Genomic DNA, 19,741 nt, shown 5'->3' with positions numbered 1-19,741 from the left:
CTGTTGCGCCTATCGGTGCAGCGGCAGCGGGCTCTGCTTCAGGCTGCGCAGCACGAAGCTCGACTTGCTGTGGCGCAGCCCGGGGATCTTGTACAGCCGCTCACGCAACAGCCGCTCGTAGTCGCGCGTGTCGCTGACGGCGATGCGCAGGATGTAGTCGTAGTCGCCGGAGACCAGCAGCGCCTCCAGCACCTCCGGAATGTCAGCCAGTGCGCGGCCGAAGGCGAACAGCGCCTCGTCGCTGTGGCTGTCCAGCGTGACCTGCACGATCACCGTTTCAGCCAGGTTCACCGCCTGCGGATTCACCCGCACCGTGTAGCCCTCGATCACACCGGACTCTTCCATGCGCCGGATGCGGGTCCAGCACGGCGAGCTGCTCAGGCCCACGCGCTTGCTGAGCTCCTGCAGGCTGATGCGCGCATCGGTCTGCAGCACGGCCAGGATGTCGCGGTCCAGCTTGTCCAGCTTGATTTCGCCTTTCATCGCGCCTTCCTTGATTCTGCAGAAGGATTTTCTGCGCCGATGATAAGCGGCAGCACATTCGAAAGCACTTTCCGAAGCCGCGCCGGCACAGTGGCGCCATGAATGCGCCCACCGCCCCCGAAGTCCTGCTCGAGAACGGCGCCCGGCGCCTGCTGCGCACGCTGGTCGAGCTCGGCGTCGATACGCTGTTCGGCTATCCGGGCGGCGCCGTGCTGCCGCTGTACGACGCGCTGGTCGACGAACCGCGCCTGCGCCACGTGCTGGTGCGGCACGAGCAGGCCGCCGTGCATGCCGCCGAGGGTTACGCGCGCTCGACCGGACGGGTCGGCGTCGTGCTGGTGACCTCCGGGCCGGGCATGAGCAACACCGTCACCGGGCTGCTCGATGCGCTGTGCGATTCGGTGCCGGTGGTCGTGATCAGCGGCCAGGTCGCGACGGCGGCGATCGGCACCGACGCGTTCCAGGAATGCGATGCGCTCGGCCTGTCGCGCCCGGTGACGCGCTGGAACCATCGGCTGCGCTCGACGGCCGAGATCGCGCCGCGCCTGCGCCAGGCCTTTGCGATCGCCGCCGGCGGGCGGCCGGGGCCGGTGCTGATCGACTTTCCGAAGGACCTGCAGTTGGCACCGGTCGCGCCCGCGACCTCGCTCGCCGCCTCGACCGTGCGGCGGGCGGTGCCCGAGCCGGCGCCCGTGCTGGCCGCAGCCGACGTCGAACGCGCGCTCGACTGGATCACCCACGCCGAACGCCCGGTGTTCTACGGCGGCGGCGGCCTGATCGGCGCCGGGCCCGCGGCTTGCGCGGCCTTCACCGAGCTCGTACGCTGGGCCGATGCGCCGTGCACGCTGACGCTGCTCGGCCTCGGCGCCTTCCCGGCTTCGGACCCGCGCTTCGTCGGCATGCTGGGCATGCATGGCACGCTCGAAGCGAACCTCGCGATGCACGAGGCCGACCTGGTGGTCTGCGTCGGTGCACGCTTCGACGACCGGGTCACCGGACGGCTCGCCGCCTTCTGCCCCGGCGCGCGTTTCATCCACCTCGACATCGATCCGAGCTCGATCGGCAAGGTGGTGCGGGCCGACCTGGCCCTGCTGGGCGACGCCGGCTCGAGCCTGCGACGATTGCTCGCTGCGCGCGGCGAGCGCCGGCCGGCAGCGCGCGGTCACTGGTGGCAGCGCATCCAGCGCTGGCGCGCCGAACGATCGCTGTCCTATCACGACAGCGACGCGGCCATCGCCCCGCAGGCGCTGATGGTGCAGCTGCGCCAGGCGCTCGCCGGCCGCGATGCCATCGTCGCCACCGACGTCGGCCAGCACCAGATGTGGGCCGCGCAGCACCTGCACTTCGACGCACCGCGGCGCTGGCTCACCTCGGGCGGTGCCGGCACGATGGGTTACGGCCTGCCGGCGGCGATCGGCGCGCAGGTCGCGCATCCGGCGAAGACCGTCGTCTGCGTCAGCGGCGACGCCTCGGTGCTGATGAACATCCAGGAGCTGAGCACCGCCGTGCAGCACCGGCTGCCGGTCAAGCTGGTGCTGTCGAACAACGGCGCGATGGGCATGGTGCGGCAGTGGCAGGAGCTGATCCATGGCGGCCGCTACAGCCACAGTTACATGGAAGCGCTGCCGGACTTCCCTGCCCTCGCGCGCGCCTTCGGCTGGCAGGCGCGGCGCATCGAACAGCGCAGCGAGCTCGACGCGGGCCTCGCCGAGTGCCTGGCCGCGCCGGGCCCATTCCTGCTCGACGTGCAGGTCGCACAGGCTGAAAACTGCTTCCCGATGATTCCGGCCGGCGCCGGGCACCACGAGGTTTTGCTGGGCAAGGACCGGCGCTACGTCGAGCCTGTCGGCTGACTCGACGCGCCGGCACCGAACTGGAACTCGAAGCACGCGCCGCGGTCGACGCGGCCGTGCGCGCGGATCCAGCCCTGGTGCCACTCGACGATGCGGCGCGCGATCGACAGCCCGAGGCCGGTGCCGGCGAAGCGCTCGGCCGCATGCAGGCGCACGAAGGGCTGGAACATCGCACCGGCCGCCGCTTCGTCGAAGCCGGCGCCGTTGTCGGTGATGCACACCTGCAGCCCGGCGCCCTGCCCGCCCGGCCGCGCACTGACGCTGACGCAGGGCGCGTCGACCTCGGCGGTGTATTTCGCCGCGTTGGACAGCAGGTTGCGCATCAGCAGCACCACCAGCGAGGGTGCGCCGCGCACGCGCATGCCCGGCGCGATGAACCAGCGCACCGGCGCACGCCGCGGCAGCGCCGGCAGCTCCTGCACCAGCGTGCGGCACAGCGCACTCAGGTCGATCTCGACCAGCGCCCGCGTGCCCTGGCTGCCGCGCGCCAGCTCGAGCAGCGTCTGCACCGTCTCGCCCATCTGCTGCGCCGTCTGCAGCTGCAGCTCGAGCCAGCGCCGGCTGTCGACCAGCGGCCCGTCGTCGAGCCGCTGCAGCAGCAGCTGCGCGATGCCGGCCAGCTGGCCGATCGGCGTGCGCAGCTCGTGGGCCAGCTGACGCGCGAAGGCCTCGAGCTCGTGATTGGCGCGCTGCAGCTCGGCGGTGCGGCAGGCGACCGCCTGTTCCAGCGCAGCATCCGTCGCAACGTCGCCGCGCATCTCGGGGTTTGCCATCGCACAGGCTCCTTCATGCATGGCCGCTCCCATCAATCGCTATGTCCGTCTACGCATCCGCCGGCAGCTTGAACGCGCCGACCAACGCCTCCAGCCGCTGCGCCTGGTCGCGCAGCCCGCCGGCCGCGGCCGCCGTCTGCTCGACCAGCGCCGAGTTCTGCTGCGTCAGCTTGTCCAGCTGCATCACCGCGTCGTTGACACGCGCCATCTCGCGGCTCTGGCCGGAGACCGACTCGGCCACGCCGCGCATCGCGCCGGACACCGCCCGCGCGGTGTGCACCACCTGGTCCATCGTCTGCCCGGCTTGCTGCGACTGGTGGGTGCCCTGCTGCACCTGATGCGCCGCCTGGTCGACCAGCGCCTTGATCTGCTGCGCCGATTCGCCAACGCGCAGCGAGAGCGTGCGCACCTCCTGCGCGACGACCGCGAAGCCGCGCCCCTGGTCGCCCGCACGCGCGGCTTCGACGCCGGCGTTCAGCGCCAGGATGTTGGTGCGGCGCGCGATGCCGTCGACGACGTCGACGATCTCGGCAATGCGCCTGGACGACGTCGCGATGCCGCCCATCAGCTCGGCCACCGCCAGCACGCGCTGGCCCCCGCTGGCCGTCGCCTCGGCCGCTTGCACCGCCAGTTGCCCGGCCTGCTGCGCGTTGCGCGCGCTGTCCATCAGCTGGCCGTTCAATACGGCCATGCCGCTGGCCGCCGCTTCCAGGCCGGCGGCGGTGGTCTCGGTGCGCTGCGACAGGTCGAGGTTGCCGGCGGCGATTTCATTGGACGCACTGGCGACGAAGCCGGCCGTCGCGCGGATGCCGCTGACCATGTCGCGCAGGCTCTGCTGCATCTCGCCGAGCGTGCGCATCAGCGCGGCGGTCTCGTCGCGGCCGCTGTCGTGGATGTCGACCGACAGCTCGCCACGCGCGATGCGCGCCGCGACCTCGCGCGAGCGCACCAGTGGCTGCAGGATCGAGCGCAGCGTCGCCCACATCAGCGGCAGCAGCAGCGCCAAGGCCAGCAGCGCCAGCACCGCCAGCGCGCGGCTGCTCGCCGCGTTGCGCGCGGCGATGCCGTCGGCCAGCGCATGTGTCGCTCCGTCGAGCTGCTGGCCGAGCGCACCGAGCAGCGTTTCGGCCTCGGCGATGCGCTGCTTGGCCCCTTCGAGCGCGCGCTTGCCAGCCGCGGTCGACGGCAACTGGCCGGCGCCGGCGGCCTTGAACACCGGCTCGACCTGGGCGCGGTACGCGGCCAGCAGCTGGCGCGCCCGCTCGACGGCTTCAGCCTGGTCGGCCGCCGTCAGCGCGCGCAGTGGCGCCTCGGCACGCGCCAGCAGCGCCAGACCCTGCTCGGCCGAGCGCTGCGCCAGGTCGGGCATCGAGTAGTTGATCGCGACGTCGGTCTCGTCGAAGGCATGCAGCTGCCCCAGCGCCTCGCGCGCCTGGTTCACCGCCACCACCAGCGGCAGGTGGCGCTGCGCGAAGCCGGCGAAATCCTGCTGCGCGCGGCTGACGGCCAGCCAGCCGCCGCCGCCCAGCAGGCCCAGCGTCAACGCCGTCAACCCCATCGCCGCGTTGACGCGGCTGCGGATCGAGATCCTGCGCAGTGATTCCATGGCCGCTCCTTTAAAACGCTATGCCGGCACCACCGAGACGCCATGCCCGGTCAGACCGAGGCTGACCGGGGCGCCGAGCGCCAGCGGCTCGCGCACCTCCGGCGAGATCACGAAGATCTCGCCCAGCGTCGTCGCGAAGGTGTATTCCATGATGCTGCCGAGGTAGGTGCGCTTGAGCAGCCGCGCCGGCAGCCCGGCCTGGCTCGCCGGGGCGATCGCCCAGGCTTCCGGCCGCACGGCCACCTTCACCTTGCCGGCCGCCAGCGCCGGTGCGGCGTCGAGCGCCAGCGGCCCCAGCCGCGTGCAGCCGCCGCCGTCGCACTCGCCGTCGAACAGCATGGCCTCGCCCATGAAGCCGGCGACGAACTCCGAGGCCGGCGCCTCGTACAGCTCGGCCGGCGAGCCGGCCTGTGCGATGACGCCGCGATTCATCACGATGATCTGGTCGCTGACCGCCAGCGCCTCGCTCTGGTCGTGCGTCACGTAGGCCACCGTGAGTTTCAGCCGCTGCTGCAGCGCGCGGATCTCCTCGCGCATCGAGCGCCGCAGCCGCGCATCCAGGTTCGACAGCGGCTCGTCGAACAACAGCACCGCCGGCTCCAGCGCCAGCGCCCGCGCCAGCGCCACGCGCTGCTGCTGGCCGCCGGACAGCTCGCTGGGCATGCGCTCGTCGAGGCCGCTCAGGCCCACCGTGTCGAGCATCGCGCGGGCCCGCGTGCGCGCCTCCGCCGCCGCCAGGCCCGACATGCGCAGCCCGTAGCTGACGTTGGCCACCACGTTCATGTGCGGGAACAGCGCGTAGCTCTGGAACACCAGGCTGACGTTGCGCTCGGCCGGGCCCAGCGTCGTGACGTCCTGGCCGTCGATCAGGATGCGGCCACCGCTCGGGCTTTCCAGCCCGGCGATCAGCCGCAAGGTGGTCGTCTTGCCGCAGCCCGACGGGCCGAGGATCGTCGTCAGCGTGCCGCGCGGCACGGCGAAGCTGACGTGGTCGACAACCAGCGGTGCATCGGCGGCCACGCCATAGCGCTTGCTGACCGCGTGGAACTCGATACCGTTCATCGTGAGCGTCCTTGTCTTGTGGTCATGAATGTCATGCGGCGGCCACGGCCATGCCGCGCCGGCCGAGCTGCCGATCGCCGACGACCCACTGGATCAGCGCAGTGGCCAGCGCCATCAGCACGATCAGCACCGTGCTGTAGGCCAGCGCGACGCCGTAGTCCCCCTGGCCGACGCGGCCGATGATGAAAGTCGTCGCCAGCTCGGTTTCGGCGGTGACGAGGAAGATCACCGCCGACACGGTGGTCATGCTGCGCACGAAGCTGTAGACCAGCGACGCGGCGACCGCCGGCTTGAGCAGCGGCAGCACCACGTTCCACAGCGTGCGCGCCGTGCTGGCCTTGAGCATCAGCGAGGCCTCGTCGAGCGACTTGTCGAGCTGCTTGAAGGCCGCCGCGCCGGCGCGCACGCCCACCGGCAGGTTGCGGAACATGAAGCACATCACGATGATCAGCCCGGTGCCGGTGAGCTCGAAGGGCGGCACGTTGAAGGCCAGGATGTAGCTGACGCCGAGCACCGTGCCGGGGATCGCGAAGGCCAGCAGCGCCGAGAACTCGAAGAGGCCCTGGCCGCGGAACTGCGTGCGCGCGAGCACCCAGGCGATCAGCAGGCCGATCGCGGCGGTCATCGGCGCGGCAGCGGCGGCCAGGCGCACGGTGTTCCACATCGATTGCCACGCCACGCCGTCGAGCTGCAGTGCGCCCTGCGCGAAGCTCCAGCCGAAGGCCGACTGGAAGTGCGCCAGCGTCACCGTGTAGTCGCGGCCCCAGGTCTTGACGAAGCCGCCGCTGAAGGCGAACAGGTAGACCACCAGCGTGAACGTGAGCCACGGCACCGAGACCGCCAGCGCCACGCGGCGCAGCCGCGCGGGCAGCGGCATCGGCACGCCGGCGTCGCCCTTGCCGGAAACCGTCGTGTACTGCTTGCGGCCGAGCACCCCGCGCTGCAGCGCGAAGACGCCGAGCGCGAACAGCGTCAGCACCCAGGCCAGCGTCGCGGCGCGGCCCTGGTCGTACTGCGCGCCGACGATGGCGAAGAAGATCTCGGTCGACAGCACCGAGAACTGCCCGCCGACGACGATCGGGTTGCCGAAGTCGGCGATGCTCTCGATGAAGCCGACCAGGAATGCATTCGCCAGCCCGGGCCGGATCAGCGGGAAGGTGACCTGCCAGAAGGTGCGCGAGGTGTCGGCGCGCAAGGTCAGCGAGGCTTCCTCGAGCGAAGGGCTGACGCCCTGCACGACGCCGCGCATGATCATGAACGCGATCGGCGTGAAGGCGAACATCTGCGCCAGCCAGACGCCGAAGGGTCCGTAGAACCAGCGGCCCGGCGGGATGCCGAACGCCCACTCGAGGAACTGGTTGACGAGGCCCGCGCGGCCGAACAGCAGGATCAGCCCGAGGCCGACGACGAAGGGCGGCGTGATGATCGGCAGCGGTGCCAACACGCGAAGGACGCGGCGCCAGCGGGATTCGCTGCGGTCCTCGATCAGCGCCATCAGCGTGCCGAGCACGGTGGTCCCGGCACCGGTCAGCAGCGCCAGCAACAGCGTGTTCCAAGCCACGCCGCAGCGCGAGCCACCGGCAAGGCACGCCAGGCTCCAGATGCGCTCGGTGGCCACGCGCTGCCAGGCGGCCTGCAGGCTCAAGCGCCCGGCATCGTCGAGGAAGGCGCCGAGCAGCGCCTTCAGCACCGGGTAGGCGACGAACAGCAGGAGCAGCCCGCCCGCGCCGACGACGACCGCGGCCACGAAGAGGTCACCGCGGAAGGCGCCGCGCCGCGCGACGCCGAAAGCGCCGAGAACCAGCAGCGCCGCCAGCACCAGCGTCGCGCCCAGGCCGAAACCCGGCTGCGCCGGCCGCAGCGCGCCGGTGTCGAGCACCGGTGCGCCGCTGCCGATCACGAAGCCCTGCACCAGCAGCCAGGCGGCGCCGCCGAAGCCGGCGGCCATCAGCCAGCGTCCTTGCGTGCGCGACGGCACACGGGCCGCGTTGACCAGCGCCAGCGCCAAGGCCAGCGCCGCGACCAGCAGCCAGGGCCGGTGGTGCAGCAGCGCCTGCGCCAGCGCCGACGAGCTGTCATGCCCGCCGATCAGCTCGCCGACACCGCGCAGCGCGAACACGCCGTCCGGCATCGCGTGCCAGGGCAGCAGCACGAAGCCGGCCAGGCCGAACAGCGCCCACGCGGCGATCGGCAGGTTCTTCGGCAGGTTGTCGGGAAGAGAGGTCTTCAGGTTCATCACACGATCACTCGTTTTCGGTCAGTGCGGAACCCTTCAGCGCGGCATCGAATTGACATCACGCTCCCAGCGCTCGATCAACCGCTTGCGCTCGGCCGTCTTGCCGTACTTCGCGTAGTCGTAGGCGATGAACTTGATCTTCTTGAAGTCGGGGATGCGGCTGTCCAGCGCGGTGGTCTTGTTCGACGGCAGCTGGAACGACTTGGCGGCGGCGGCGAACTGCTGCGCGCCTGGCGTCAGCGCCCATTCATAGAACTTCTTCGCATTGGCCAGGTTGCGCGAGCCCTTGACGATCGACATCGAGCCGATCTCGGCGCCGGTGCCCTCGCAGGGCGTCGCGGTGGCGATCGGGAAACCCTGCATCTGCTCGCCCGGCGCGTCGTGCACGAAGCTGATCGACACCGTGGTCTCGCCGCGCGCCACCGCCTTGATCGGCCCGGTGCCCGAGCGTGTGTACTGGCTGACGTTGCGGTGCAGCCCCTTCATGTACTCGAAGGCCTTGTCCTCGCCCATCAGCTGCACCAGCGTCGCGACCATCGTGTACGCGGTGCCGGAGCTGTTCGGGTTGGCGACCTGGATCTCGCCCTTCAGCGACGCATCGAGCAAGTCCTTCCAGCACTTGGGCGCAGTGAGCTTGCGCTTGGCCAGCAGCTCCGTGTTGTAGCCGAAGCCGAGCGGCCCCGAATAGACGCCGACCGTGCGCCAGCCCGCCTGCTCGGCCTGCGCCTGCGCCCAGCCGTGCAGCTGCGGCAACGACGGTGACTTGTACTCGACCGTCAGATCCAGCTCGGCGGCCTGCAGGTGCGGGTCGCCGGTGCCGCCGAACCAGACATCGAGCTTCGGATTGGCACGCTCGGCAATCAGCTGCGCCAGCGCCTCGCCGCTGCCGCGCTTGACCATGTTGACCTTGATGCCGGAGGTCTTCGAGAAGGTGGTGCTGAGCAGCGTGCACCACTCGTCCTGCACCGAGCAGATGAGGTTCAGCGAGCCGGCGTCCTGCGCGGCGGCCGGTGCGGCATGAATGGCCAGTGAAACGGCCAGCGCCGCGGCGCCAAGGGCTGGAAGGGTTCTCATCGTGCTTGTCTCCAGTGAGAGCGGGAAAAGGCGGTGCTGGGCGGCCATCGAAGCGGCCGCCGGCTGGCGGGAACTGCTGGCCGGGAAAGACGGGCGAAGATCGGCGGCCTCAGGGCCCCTGGCCCCAGGCGACCACCGCATCGACGCCGATGACCTTGCCGGCCTCGGTGCGGTTGTAGAGCTCGACGCTGGCGTCCATCGAGCCGGCGATCTGCCGGCAGATCGACAGCCCGAGTCCGATGCCGCCGCGCGTCGCGGCAAAAGGGTGGAACAGGCGCGGCATCACCGCATCGTCGATGCCCGGGCCCTCGTCCCAGACGATCAGCTCGAGCCGCTGCGCGCCCTGTCGTAACACGATACCGACGCGGCCACCGGCCGGCGCATGGTGGATCGCATTGGCCAGCAGGTTGCGGACCAGCTCGCCCAGCATCGTGGCGTCGCCCGGCACATGGAAGCCGGCCTCGTCGAGCGTGAAGTCGATGCGCTTGGCGGCGATCAGCGGCGCGACCTCCAGCACGACATCGCGCGCGACCTGGCGCAGGTCCACCGGCTGCAGCTCGCCGCGGCGCTTCAACTGCTCGAGCTTGGTCAGGCTCAGCAACTGATCGGCCAGGCCGGCGGCGCGATCGACGGTGTGCAGCATCTGCGGCAGCACCTCGGCGGCCGGCGTGTCGCCGGCCATTGCCGCCTGCAGCTGCGTGCGCAGCACCGCCATCGGCGTGCGCAGCTGGTGCGAGGCATCGGCGAGGAAGCGGCGCTGCTCGTCGACCCACTGGTGCTCGGCGCGGTACAGCACCTGCACGCGTTCGACCAGCGGCGCGAGCTCGGCCGGGCCGTCGTAGCCGGACGACGGCGTTTCGGCCGGCTGGTCGAGCGCGGCACGGGCGCGGTTGATCCAGGCCAGTGCCATGCCGACGCCCATCCACACCACCACCACCATCGCCGCGGCGGCTGCGTACAGCGGCTTCAGCGTGTCCCACAACAAGGGCCAGCCGGGCCAGCGCTCGGCCATCGGCGCGGCCGCCTGCACGACCACCGGCGTCCCGCCGCGCTCGCCGCTGACGTGGCGCTGCGCCGCGGCGACGCGCATCAGCGTGCCGCGCAGCTGCGCGACGTAGCGCTCGGGCGTGCCGCTGCCGGGCAGTGATGTGGCCCACGGGCAGGCGGGCAGGCCCTGGTCGCCGGCGAGCCAGTCACCGTTCATCGCACTGACCCGGAAGGTGACGCGACGCAGCCCCTCGGCGGGTTGCGCGGCCAGGTAGGCCGGCGCATCGATCAGCAAGGTGCGCTGATCGATCACCGATTGGGTCAGCGCCGCGAGGGCCACCGCGAGTTGCTCGTCCTGCGCCAGCGCAAGCCTGTCCTGCAGCTGCAGCGCCTGCCACAACGTGACCGCCGCGACCACCAGCGCCAGGCCGCCCAGCAGCCACAGCATCAGGAAGCGGCGCAAGGAGCCGGCGAACAGCCATCGTGCGGCCCATCGCCTCACCTCGACCCTCGTTGCGCGACGGCCTGGCTCGCGTCGTCGCACAACAGGTAGCCGACACCGCGCAGCGTCAGGATCTCGACCTTGGTCGCCACCAGCTTCTTGCGCAGCCGGTGCACCAGCACCTCGACCGCATCGGCCTGCACCGCGTCATCGCCGCCGAAGACGGCGGTGCGCAGGTCTTCCTTCGGCACCACGCGGTCGACCGAGGCCATCAGCGACTTCAACAGCTCCGCCTCGCGCGGTGACAGCTCCAGCGGGCAGGCCTGGCAATAGAAGGCGCCACTGGCGGCTTCGTAGCGCAGCAGGCCGCAGCGCAGGTCGCCGTCGTGGCCGAGGCGGCGCGTCAGCGCCTGCAGGCGGGCGAACAGCTCGTCGAGGTCGAAGGGCTTCGCGAGGTAGTCGTCGGCGCCGGCATTCAGCCCGACGATGCGCTCGCCGACCGCGCCGCGCGCCGTCAGCACCAGCACCGGCGTGCGCTTGCCGTCGTCGCGCAGGCGGCGCAGCAACTCCAGGCCATCGAGGTTCGGCAGCGTCAGGTCGAGCACGACGACGTCGAACGGCCGCTTGCGCAGCAGCGCCAGCGCTTCGATGCCGTCGGCGCAGCACAGCACCTCGTAGCCGCGCTGCAGCAGGCTGCGGCTCAACACGCCGGACAGATCGAAATCGTCCTCGACCAGCAGCAATTTCATGCCGGTCATCGTGCCAGCGGGCCGCGGCCGCCACCAGGGGACAAGCACCACGCGGGATCGAAAGCGAGCTGACAGGCAGCGGCGGCGCACGGCACGCGCGTGCCGCCTTTCAGTTCGATGTCGCGATCAGACCGGGTTGATACGTCGTTGAATATTTATATGTATCACAGATACATTGAGGGCGCCCCCAACACACCCAGGAGACACGATGAATCCGATTCCCGCCCGCCGCTGCCTGCCCTGGCTGCTGCCGCTCGGCCTGCTGGCCGGCGCCGCCCAGGCGCAGGTCACGCTGTACGGCAGAGCGAACATCGATTTCGAGAAGATCAGCCTTGGCGGCACGCCCGCCGCCGACGTCTTCGGTGGCAACCAGCGCGCCTCGAGCAACTCGTCGCGCTTCGGCATCCGCTACGCGAAGGAGCACCAGGGGCTGACCTGGTTCGTGCAGCTCGAGTCCGGCGTCAGCTGGGACGCCGGCGGCGACACGCTGGCCGGCCGCGACACCTTCGCCGGTGTCGAGGGCGGCCTCGGCAAGCTGCGCATCGGCAAGATGGACACGCCGTTCAAGGACCTGGGCGGCCTGACTGACCGCTTCAAGGGCACCGGCATCCAGGACGACGGCTCGATCGCCGTGCTCGGCGGCTCGAACAATGGCTTCGGCCGGCGCCAGAACAATTCGCTGCGCTACGACTCGCCGCGCTTCAACGGCCTGCGCGGCGCGCTGCAGTACGGCCTCGACAACGAGGACCGCCGCTCGGGCGAGCAGCGCAAGCTGCTGAGCCTGTCGGCCCAATACGAAGCCGGCAAGTTCAAGGCCGCGCTGGCCCATGAACAGCACCGCAACTTCAACGTCATCGGTCACGACGACCGCGGCTGGCGGATCGGCCTCAATCACGACTTCGGCGTTGTCAATGTCGGCGCCGGCTTCAACCGGCTCGAGTTCAAGCTGCCCACCGGCCGGCTGAAACGCCACTACGCCACCGTCACCGCCGGCTTGCCCGTAGGCAACGGCGTGATCAACCTGCGCTACGGCCGCGCCGCCGACGTCAGCGGCACGGCCCCCGCCAGCGCCAGCATCGCCGGCGCCGACGGCACGACGCTGGTGGTCGGCCGCCACACCGGCGCGACGCAGTTCACCGTCGGCTACGAGCACACCGTGTTCAAGGGCGCGCAGGTCTACGCCTACTGGACGCAAGTGCGCAACCAGGCCAACGCCAACTACCGCTTCGGCGTCAATCCGCTGACCGTCGCCGCCGCGGATCGCGGCGCCGACCCCTCCGGCGTCGTCGTCGGACTGTGCATCGACTTCTGAGCAAGGAGCTCATCATGTCGCCGACCGATCTGCCGGCCGCTGCCCACCTCGACGAAGCCGAACAGCGGCCCTGGGGAAGTTTCGAAGTCCTGGCCGAACGGCCGGCGATCAAGCTCAAGCGGCTCGATGTGCAGCCCGGCGCCCGGCTGTCGCTGCAGCGCCACCGCTTGCGCCACGAGCACTGGTTCGTGATCGACGGCCTGGCCGAGGTCGAGGTCGACGGCACGCCGTGCACGCTGGGCCCGGGAGACTCGATCAACGTGCCGCTCGGCGCCTGGCACCGGCTGGCGAACATCGGCCAAGGGCCGCTGACGCTGATCGAGATCCAGACCGGCAGCGGACTGCGCGAGGACGACATCGAACGCGCCGCGGACGACTACGGCCGCCACCTGCCCGGGGCGGCGTCATGACGCCGCAGCGGCGCGCTGCGCTGGCGCTGCTGGCCGCGGCGGCGCTCGCGCCGCGCGTGCCGCGTGCACAGCCGGCAGCACCGGACGCGCTGACCTTCGGCCTGATCACGCCGCGCGAGCCCGACAAGGTGCTCGCCGCGTGGAACCCCTTCCTGCAGGCGCTGTCGCGCCATCTCGGCCGGGCCATCAAGCCGTGGATCGCGAACCGCCCGCAGGAGGTCATCGACGGCCTGCGCGCGGGCCGCCTCGACCTGGCCTGGGTCGGCAACACGACGGCGCTGGAGATCGTCGAGAACGGCAGCGGCGAGGTCTTCGCGCAGATGCTGACCGGCGACGGGCGCACCGGCTACCGCTCGATCCTCGTGACGCACAAAGACAGCGGCATCGAGTCGCTCGACCATGCGCAGCAACCCGAACGCAGGCTGATCTTCGGCGACGGCGACCCGAAGAGCACCTCGGGCCACCTGGTGCCGCTGTACTACGCCTTCGTCAAGCGTGGCATCAACGACCCGCGCACGCTGTACCGCGAAGTGCGCCACGGCAGCCACCGCGCGAACCTGCGCATGGCGGCGCTGCGCGAGGTCGACATCGCGACCGCCAACGACGTCGAGCTTCACTTCTTCACCGCCGAGCAGCCGGCGCTCGGCCGCGCGCTGCGCGTGATCTGGCATTCGCCCGACATCCCGCATTCGCCGCTGGTCTGGCGCCTGGCGCTGCCGGCGCCGCTGCGCCAGCGCATCCAGCAGGCGGTGGTCGAGTTCGGCCAGCGTGATGCCGCCGAGCGCGCGATCCTGCGCGGCGTCAACGACCTGTCGGGCTTTCGCAAGTCGCGCAACCGGCAGCTGATCACCGTCGCCGACATCGAGATGTTCGCCGCCTGGCAGCGGGTCAACAACGATGCCGCGCTGGCCCCGGCCGACAAGCTCGCGCGCATCGCCGACATCAGCCAGCGCGCGTCGCGGCTGGAGTTGCGCTTGAAACAGGAACCGAGCCTGCGCTGAATCAGCCTCACATCGGCCTCACAATGGGTCGATGCTGAACCGCATCCAGACCCAGCTCGCGCAGCTGTCGACCGCCGAACGCGCGGTCGGCGACTGGGTGATCGCGCACCCCACGCAGGCGCTCGAGCAGGACACGCGCACGCTGGCGCGGCAGATCGGCGTCAGCCAGCCGACGCTGGTGCGCTTCGCACGCTCGCTCGGCTGCGCCGGCTACGACCACTTCCGGCTCAAGCTGGCGCAGGAGATCGCGCAGCGCCCCGCGAGCCGCCCACCGGTGACGCTGGCGACGCTGGCCGCCAGCGCCGACCTGGATGCGCTGACCCGCGGGCTGTTCGACTTCTCGATCGCCGCGCTGGCCCAGGTGCGCGAGCAGCTCGATCGCGCGGCGCTGGCGCGCGCGGTGGCGCTGCTCGACGGCGGGCGCCAGGTGCTGTGCTTCGGCTACGGCAACGCCGCGTCGGTGGCCGACGATGCGCGGCGCCGGCTGCTGCGGCTGCAGCTGCAGGTCTCGGCAGCCGCCGAGCCGTCGCTGCAGGCGCTGGCCGCGGCGCAGCTCGGCACCGGCGACGTGCTGCTGGTGATCTCGCACAGCGGCCAGGCGCCGGGGCTATCCGAGATGACGTCCGAAGTACGCGGCCGAGGCGTCGCGGTGATCGCGCTGACGAGCAGTGCCGCGCCGCTGGTGCGGCTGGTCGACGTCGCGCTGTGCCTGGACGTGCCCGACAGCGGCGATGCGCTGACGCCGGGCACCGCGCAGCTGGCCCAGCTGGCGCTGCTCGACCTGCTGACGCTGGCGCTGGCCAGCACGCGGGCGGCGAAGGCGACGCGCCGGGCAGCCCGTGTCCGCAAACAGCGCTGATTTCAAATCGCTGTCGCGCCAAGCACGCGCTTCCACGCTGGCACGCAGCGGCGGTGCTCCCGATCATCGGCCGCATGGATGTCGTGCTGGTCGATCGGGGCCGCTCGCTGGCGCGCAGCGTGCGCAGCGCGCTGCCGGCGGGCGATCGGCTGCGCCTCGCCAGCGAGGCGCAGCTCGCCGGCGGCCGCTGGTGGCCCGCGGCGGCAGGCACGCGCGCGATCCTGCTGGCGGCCGAGGTGCTCGATGCACCGGCATTGCGCGCGCTGCATCGCTTGTGGATTTGCGAGCACGGCCCGCCGTCGTACCTGCTGACGCCCATGCGCGGCGCCGACGAAGCGATGCTGGCAGCACTCGCCGGCCCGCCGCCGCACCGCGCCGCCGGCTGCGCCTGGCGCGCCGTGCGCGGGCTGTCGCTCGTGCACCTGCTGGCGCTGGAGAGGCTGGCAGTTGGCGCTTAGGTGCCGATCACGCCGCCATCGCGCTTGCGGATCACCACCGTCGCCGACCTCGGCCGGCCGACGCCATCGGGCCAGCGCGAGAAGCGCATCGGATTCGCCGGATCGCTGATCTCCGACGGCGTCTCGCCCGGGTGCTGGATGTTGATGAACAGCGTGCGGCCATCGGGCGTCATCGTGCTGCCGGTGATCTCGCAGCCGACCGGTCCGGTCAGGAAGCGGCGCACTTCGCCCGAGCGCGGGTCGGCGGCGAGCAGCATGTTGTTGCCCAGGCGCGCGAACTCGCCCTTGCCCATCACCGACGAGGACATGTCGGTGCCGATCCACAGCACGCCGCGCGCATCGACCCACAGCCCGTCGGGGCAGCCGAAGATGTCGCCGCGCACGTTGCCCTTGGCCTCGGCGCGTTCGTTGGCCGGATCGCCGGCGAGCACGAAGTGGGTCCATTCGAAGGTCTCGCCGTCGAAGTCACCGGCTTCCTTCCAGCGCAGCACGTGGCCCATCGTGTTGTTGGCGCGCGGGTTCGCGGCATCGGTGCCGGGGTCCTTGTCGCCGCCGCGCCGGCTGTTGTTGGTCAGCGCGCAATAGACCTCGCGCGTGTTCTGGTCCAGCGCCACCCACTCCGGCCGGTCGAGCTTGGTCGCACCGAGCGCGTCCGACGCCTGGCGCGCCTTGATCACCACCTCGCCCTGGTCGGCGAAGCCGTTGGCCGCCGTCAGCGGGCCCTGGCCGTGCACCAGCGGCAACCAGCGGCCGCGGCCGTCGGCGTCGAAGCGCGCGACATGCAGTACGCCCTCGTCGAGCAGCGTCGCATTGGCCGCGCCGCCGCCCGGCTTCATGCGCTCCTTGCTGACGAACTTGTAGAGGTACTCGAAGCGCGCGTCCTCGCCCGAGTAGACGACCGCGCGGCCGTCCTTCGTCAACGCAACGGTCGCGCCTTCGTGCGCGGCGCGGCCGACGGCGGTGCGCTTGACCGGCGTCGACGCCGGATCGAAGGGATCGATCTCGACGATCCAGCCGAAGCGGTTCGGCTCGTTCGGATGCTTGCCGGCATCGAAGCGCTCGTCGTGCTCGTGCCAGCGCGTGCCCTTACCCTTGCGCAGGCCCCAGCGCTTGTGGTGCGCATTGTCCGGGTCGCCGTCGAGGGCGAAGTAGTAGGCCCAGTTCTCCTCGCCGGTCAGGTAGGTGCCCCACGGCGTCTTGCCGCTGGCGCAGTTGTTCAGCGTGCCGAGCACGCGGCGGCCGGCCGGGTCGGCGGCAGTCTTCATCAGCGCATGGCCGGCAGCGGGCCCCTGCACCGCCATCGGCGTCGCTGCGGTGAAGCGCCGCGCATGGCGCGAGGGCCGCACCGCCTGCCACTGGCCGTCGGCCTGCTGCGTGATCTCGGTCACCGAGACGCCGTGCGCGGCCTGCGCCTTGCGCACCTTGTCGGCGTTCCACGTCTTTTCGCCGTCAGCGAACAGCAGGCCGTTGTCGACGTATTCGTGGTTCATCACCAGCAGCCCGCGCCGCGCGCCGTCGAGCGCGTAGTAGTGCAGGCCGTCGTGGTGCATGCCCATCTGCAGCTCCTGCTCGGCGCCGGAGTTGCTGGCGTCGGGCTTGAAGGCCGGCATCGCGCCGGCGATGCCGACCGGCTCGCCCCAAGGCATCAGCACCTGGCTCGCGTACCCCTCGGGCACCTGGATCGCATCGGCCGACGACAGCGGCACGCTCTTGAAACCGAGCAGCGGTCCGCCTTCGCTGCCCGGGCTGGCGCAGCCGCCGAGCGATGCCAGCAGGCCGCCGGACAGCAGCCCGAGGCCGCCCTGCAGCACGCGGCGGCGCGCGGGGTCGGACAGGTCGTGAATGCTGGGATTGGAGGAGCGGTTGCTGTCCTCCATCGTCTCGAAGTCCTTGGCCATGGCGGGTGATCCGAAGGGGGTGGCGGGGAACCCGGCATCGTGCCAGACGCGCTCAAGTCGGTGGATCGGGATACAACCCATGCGCGCGACCGAAGAGCCGCGTCAGCCCGAGCAGCGCGTCGATGTTCGGCGTCGGGATGCCGACGCGCTGGCCGATTTCGGCCACCGCGCCGACGATCGCGTCGAGCTCGATCGGCCGCTTCGCCTCGGCGTCCTGCAGCATCGAGGTCTTGAAGGCGCCGAGCTTGCGCGTCACCGCATTGCGATCGTCCGGGCTCTGCTCGATCGCGCAGCCGATGCGCGCGCCGACGGCGGCGGCCTCGGCCATCGCCGCATTGCAGAAGCTGCGCACCAGCGGATCGTCGAGGATGCGGTCGGCGGTGGCGCCGGTCATCGCCGAGACCGGGTTCATCACCAGGTTGCCCCACAGCTTGTACCAGGCGCCGCGCCGGATATCGGCCGACGCGGTGGTCTCGAAGCCGGCCATCTCGAGCGCGGCGCGCAGCGTCTCGACACGCTCGCTCATGCCGCCCTGCGGCTCGCCGATCAGCAGGCCGCGGCCCATCTTGTGGACGACGAGCCCTGGCTCGGCGACCAGCGCACTGGCGTGCACGACGCAGCCGATGACGCGTTCGATCGGGATGGCCTTGGCGATCTCACCACCCGCATCGACGGTTTCCAGCGGCTGCGATCCCAGCGCCGGCGTCGCCGGTCCGAACCACCACGGCACGCCGTTCATCGCCGGCATCACGATCGTCGTGCTGCCGAGCAGCGGCCCGATCGACGCGGCGACCGCGGCCATCGCCGGCGCTTTCACCGCGACGATCACCAGGTCCTGCTCGCCGAGCTGCCGCGCCTCGTCGGCGGCCAGCACCTGCGCCTGCTGCAGCTCGCCGCCTTCACGCAGGCGCCAGCCGTGGCGCCGCAGCGCGGTGAGGGTTGCACCGCGCGCCAGCGCGGACACGCGGTGCGCGCCGGTCGCCGCGAGCTTCGCGCCGATGAAGCCGCCGATCGCCCCCGCACCGACGATGCAGACTCTCATGGCTCCGGCCGCCGGTGTCGCGCGGCCGCTCAGTTGTGGATATAGCGCTCGAACACCGGGCTGAAGTCGCGGCGGTGGAAGCGCTCGAGCATGGTCGTGTTCAGCGTGTTGAGGATCGCGTTGTAGTGCTGCGTCAGCGCGTCCTCGCTGGTCACTGTGTTGATCTTGTACATCGATGCCACCGCATTCAGGCTGTGCATCGCGTTCTCGCGCGCCATCTCGTCGCGGCGCTGCATCTTGCCGATCGTGATCAGCGCCTTGTAGATGTCCTTCACCGACTCGATGAAGTTCTTGCGCACGTCGATGCTGAACACCGTGCCGTCGCCGATCGTGAACTTCAGCTCGACGTCCATGTCGATCGTGCCGGCGGTCTCGATCATCACGTTGCTGAAGTGGTGCGTCACGTAGTCGTAGCGCTTGATGGTGCGCTTGGACGACACCGCCGAATCGCCGTCGACGTGGATCAGGCCGTAGTTGGTGAAGCAGTACTCGTCCTTCTTCGACTTGATCAGGAAGAAGATCTTCTCCCCGTCCTCGTTGAAGAGGTAGTCGTCGGCATCGACCTTGTCGTAGTCCGACGCCGGCACGATGACGCCGATGTCGCTCAGGCCCAGGGCTTCGGAGGCGAACTTCTTGAACATGATGTGGGTTCCCGTGAACGAGGAAGGGATCGCGACGATAGCGCTTCGCAGCGCCCGGCGCGATCCCTTGCGACGTCGGCGGAACGATCGAAACGATCGAAACGCGGCTGCTACACCCTTCCGTTGACGGGGATGCCGGCGCCGGTGATCGCGCGGGCGGCGTCGGACAGCAGGAAGGCGATCACGTCGGCCAGCGCTTCGGCGGTGACCCAGCGGCTGAAGTCGGCCTGCGGCATGTCGCGGCGGTTCGCCGGGGTGTCGATGATCGACGGCAGCACCGCGTTGACGGTGATGCCCTTGTCCTTGACCTCCTCGGCCAGCGCCTCGGTCAGCCGCAGCACGCCGGCCTTCGATGCGGCATAGGCGCCCATGCCGAGCCCGGCCTTGGCCGCCGCGCCGGCGCCGACGTTGACGATGCGCCCGCCGCCCGCCTTCGCCAGGTGCGGCAGCACCGCCTGGCAGGCGTGCAGCGCCGTCAGCAGGTTGATCGAGAACATCGATTGCCAGGTGGCAGGATCGCCGCCGTCGATGGTTTCCCAGCGGAAGCCGCCGGCGACGTTGACCAGGCCGTTGAAGGAGCCGTAGCGCTCGGCGACCGCATTCACCGCGGCGCGCGTCGCGTCGGGTTGACTCAGGTCGACGCCGGGCAACAGCAACTGGTCGCCGAAGGCCTGGGCCACCGCGGGCGGAATGGCCGGCGCCGCATCCAGCAGCGCGAGCCGCGCGCCCTGGTCGGCCAGCGTGCGCGCCAAACCCTGCCCGAGCGCGCCGAAGCCGCCGGTGACGATGATGGTGGGGGAACTCATGTCAGATCCTGAAAGGAGGGAAATCGAAGGCGACGATGATGCCCCAGCC

18 protein-coding genes are annotated in these 19,741 nt (G+C 70.7%); 6 read left to right on the top strand and 12 right to left on the bottom strand.

Translation table 11 applies throughout. The features are described 5' to 3' along the window. Positions 1–9: 9 nt before the first annotated feature. Positions 10–465, bottom strand: a complete 456-nt coding sequence (locus tag HLB44_RS25875) for an Lrp/AsnC family transcriptional regulator (RefSeq protein ID WP_173129988.1) — start codon at positions 463–465, stop codon at positions 10–12. 116 nt (positions 466–581) lie between these two features. Between HLB44_RS25875 and ilvB the strand changes: the two genes are divergently transcribed. Further along, positions 582–2,336 carry a biosynthetic-type acetolactate synthase large subunit gene (gene ilvB, locus HLB44_RS25870; protein WP_173129475.1) on the top strand — a complete coding sequence of 585 codons (1,755 nt, stop codon included), beginning with the start codon at positions 582–584 and terminating at the stop codon, positions 2,334–2,336. Here the strand turns inward: ilvB and HLB44_RS25865 are convergent. From HLB44_RS25865 to HLB44_RS25835, 7 genes are all read right to left on the bottom strand, one after another. Continuing rightward, complete coding sequence (locus tag HLB44_RS25865) at positions 2,315–3,109, bottom strand: sensor histidine kinase (protein ID WP_173129473.1); 795 nt, start codon at positions 3,107–3,109, stop codon at positions 2,315–2,317. The genes ilvB and HLB44_RS25865 overlap by 22 nt on opposite strands. Before the next feature lie 49 nt (positions 3,110–3,158). Continuing rightward, positions 3,159–4,715 carry a methyl-accepting chemotaxis protein gene (locus tag HLB44_RS25860; RefSeq protein WP_173129470.1) on the bottom strand — a complete coding sequence of 519 codons (1,557 nt, stop codon included), beginning with the start codon at positions 4,713–4,715 and terminating at the stop codon, positions 3,159–3,161. An 18-nt stretch (positions 4,716–4,733) separates the two neighbouring features. Further along, on the bottom strand, positions 4,734–5,777 hold the full coding sequence (locus tag HLB44_RS25855; RefSeq protein WP_173129467.1) for an ABC transporter ATP-binding protein: 1,044 nt from the start codon (positions 5,775–5,777) through the stop codon (positions 4,734–4,736). Between the two features lie 31 nt (positions 5,778–5,808). Beyond that, a complete protein-coding gene (locus HLB44_RS25850) occupies positions 5,809–8,013 on the bottom strand; it encodes an ABC transporter permease (RefSeq protein ID WP_173129464.1) in 2,205 nt (734 codons plus the stop codon). 36 nt (positions 8,014–8,049) lie between these two features. After that, positions 8,050–9,087 carry an ABC transporter substrate-binding protein gene (locus HLB44_RS25845; protein WP_173129461.1) on the bottom strand — a complete coding sequence of 346 codons (1,038 nt, stop codon included), beginning with the start codon at positions 9,085–9,087 and terminating at the stop codon, positions 8,050–8,052. A gap of 109 nt (positions 9,088–9,196) precedes the next feature. Further along, on the bottom strand, positions 9,197–10,576 hold the full coding sequence (locus tag HLB44_RS25840; protein ID WP_343051553.1) for a sensor histidine kinase: 1,380 nt from the start codon (positions 10,574–10,576) through the stop codon (positions 9,197–9,199). Then, positions 10,573–11,265 (bottom strand): response regulator transcription factor, encoded by a 693-nt coding sequence (locus tag HLB44_RS25835; RefSeq protein ID WP_173129458.1) that lies wholly within the window; start codon positions 11,263–11,265, stop codon positions 10,573–10,575. The genes HLB44_RS25840 and HLB44_RS25835 overlap by 4 nt, the downstream gene beginning before the upstream one ends. A 208-nt stretch (positions 11,266–11,473) precedes the next feature. On the opposite strand from HLB44_RS25835, the gene HLB44_RS25830 reads away from it, so the two are divergent. From HLB44_RS25830 to HLB44_RS25810, 5 genes are read left to right on the top strand one after another with little or no spacing between them, the layout of a single operon-like run. Further along, positions 11,474–12,577, top strand: a complete 1,104-nt coding sequence (locus tag HLB44_RS25830) for a porin (protein ID WP_173129455.1) — start codon at positions 11,474–11,476, stop codon at positions 12,575–12,577. Between the two features lie 14 nt (positions 12,578–12,591). Beyond that, the gene (locus HLB44_RS25825) at positions 12,592–12,987 is read left to right on the top strand and encodes a phosphomannose isomerase type II C-terminal cupin domain (RefSeq protein WP_173129452.1); all 396 of its coding nucleotides are present in this window, start codon (positions 12,592–12,594) and stop codon (positions 12,985–12,987) included. Next, positions 12,984–13,988: a phosphate/phosphite/phosphonate ABC transporter substrate-binding protein gene (gene phnD, locus HLB44_RS25820; RefSeq protein ID WP_173129449.1), complete on the top strand. Its 1,005-nt coding sequence runs from the start codon at positions 12,984–12,986 to the stop codon at positions 13,986–13,988. Before HLB44_RS25825 ends, phnD begins: the two co-directional genes overlap by 4 nt. A 31-nt stretch (positions 13,989–14,019) precedes the next feature. Next, on the top strand, positions 14,020–14,847 hold the full coding sequence (locus tag HLB44_RS25815) for a MurR/RpiR family transcriptional regulator (protein WP_173129446.1): 828 nt from the start codon (positions 14,020–14,022) through the stop codon (positions 14,845–14,847). Positions 14,848–14,900: 53 nt separating this feature from the next. Continuing rightward, positions 14,901–15,305, top strand: coding sequence for a hypothetical protein (locus HLB44_RS25810; protein WP_173129443.1), 405 nt, complete (start codon positions 14,901–14,903; stop codon positions 15,303–15,305). Here the strand turns inward: HLB44_RS25810 and HLB44_RS25805 are convergent. From HLB44_RS25805 to HLB44_RS25790, 4 genes are all read right to left on the bottom strand, one after another. Continuing rightward, the gene (locus tag HLB44_RS25805) at positions 15,302–17,203 is read right to left on the bottom strand and encodes a PhoX family protein (RefSeq protein ID WP_173129440.1); all 1,902 of its coding nucleotides are present in this window, start codon (positions 17,201–17,203) and stop codon (positions 15,302–15,304) included. The two genes, HLB44_RS25810 and HLB44_RS25805, sit on opposite strands and share 4 nt — an antisense overlap. Before the next feature lie 52 nt (positions 17,204–17,255). After that, complete coding sequence (locus HLB44_RS25800) at positions 17,256–18,245, bottom strand: 2-dehydropantoate 2-reductase (protein ID WP_173129437.1); 990 nt, start codon at positions 18,243–18,245, stop codon at positions 17,256–17,258. Between the two features lie 29 nt (positions 18,246–18,274). Further along, positions 18,275–18,886 carry a PH domain-containing protein gene (locus HLB44_RS25795; RefSeq protein ID WP_173129435.1) on the bottom strand — a complete coding sequence of 204 codons (612 nt, stop codon included), beginning with the start codon at positions 18,884–18,886 and terminating at the stop codon, positions 18,275–18,277. 110 nt (positions 18,887–18,996) lie between these two features. Next, positions 18,997–19,692: an SDR family NAD(P)-dependent oxidoreductase gene (locus HLB44_RS25790; protein WP_173129432.1), complete on the bottom strand. Its 696-nt coding sequence runs from the start codon at positions 19,690–19,692 to the stop codon at positions 18,997–18,999. Between the last annotated feature and the right edge of the window lie 49 nt (positions 19,693–19,741).

The organism is Pseudaquabacterium terrae (genome assembly GCF_013266755.1).
In the GTDB taxonomy this organism is placed as follows: Bacteria; Pseudomonadota; Gammaproteobacteria; order Burkholderiales; family Burkholderiaceae_C; genus Pseudaquabacterium; species Pseudaquabacterium terrae.
Note: the sequence above shows the minus strand (reverse complement) of the source record. Positions and strands in the feature narration are given on the sequence as shown.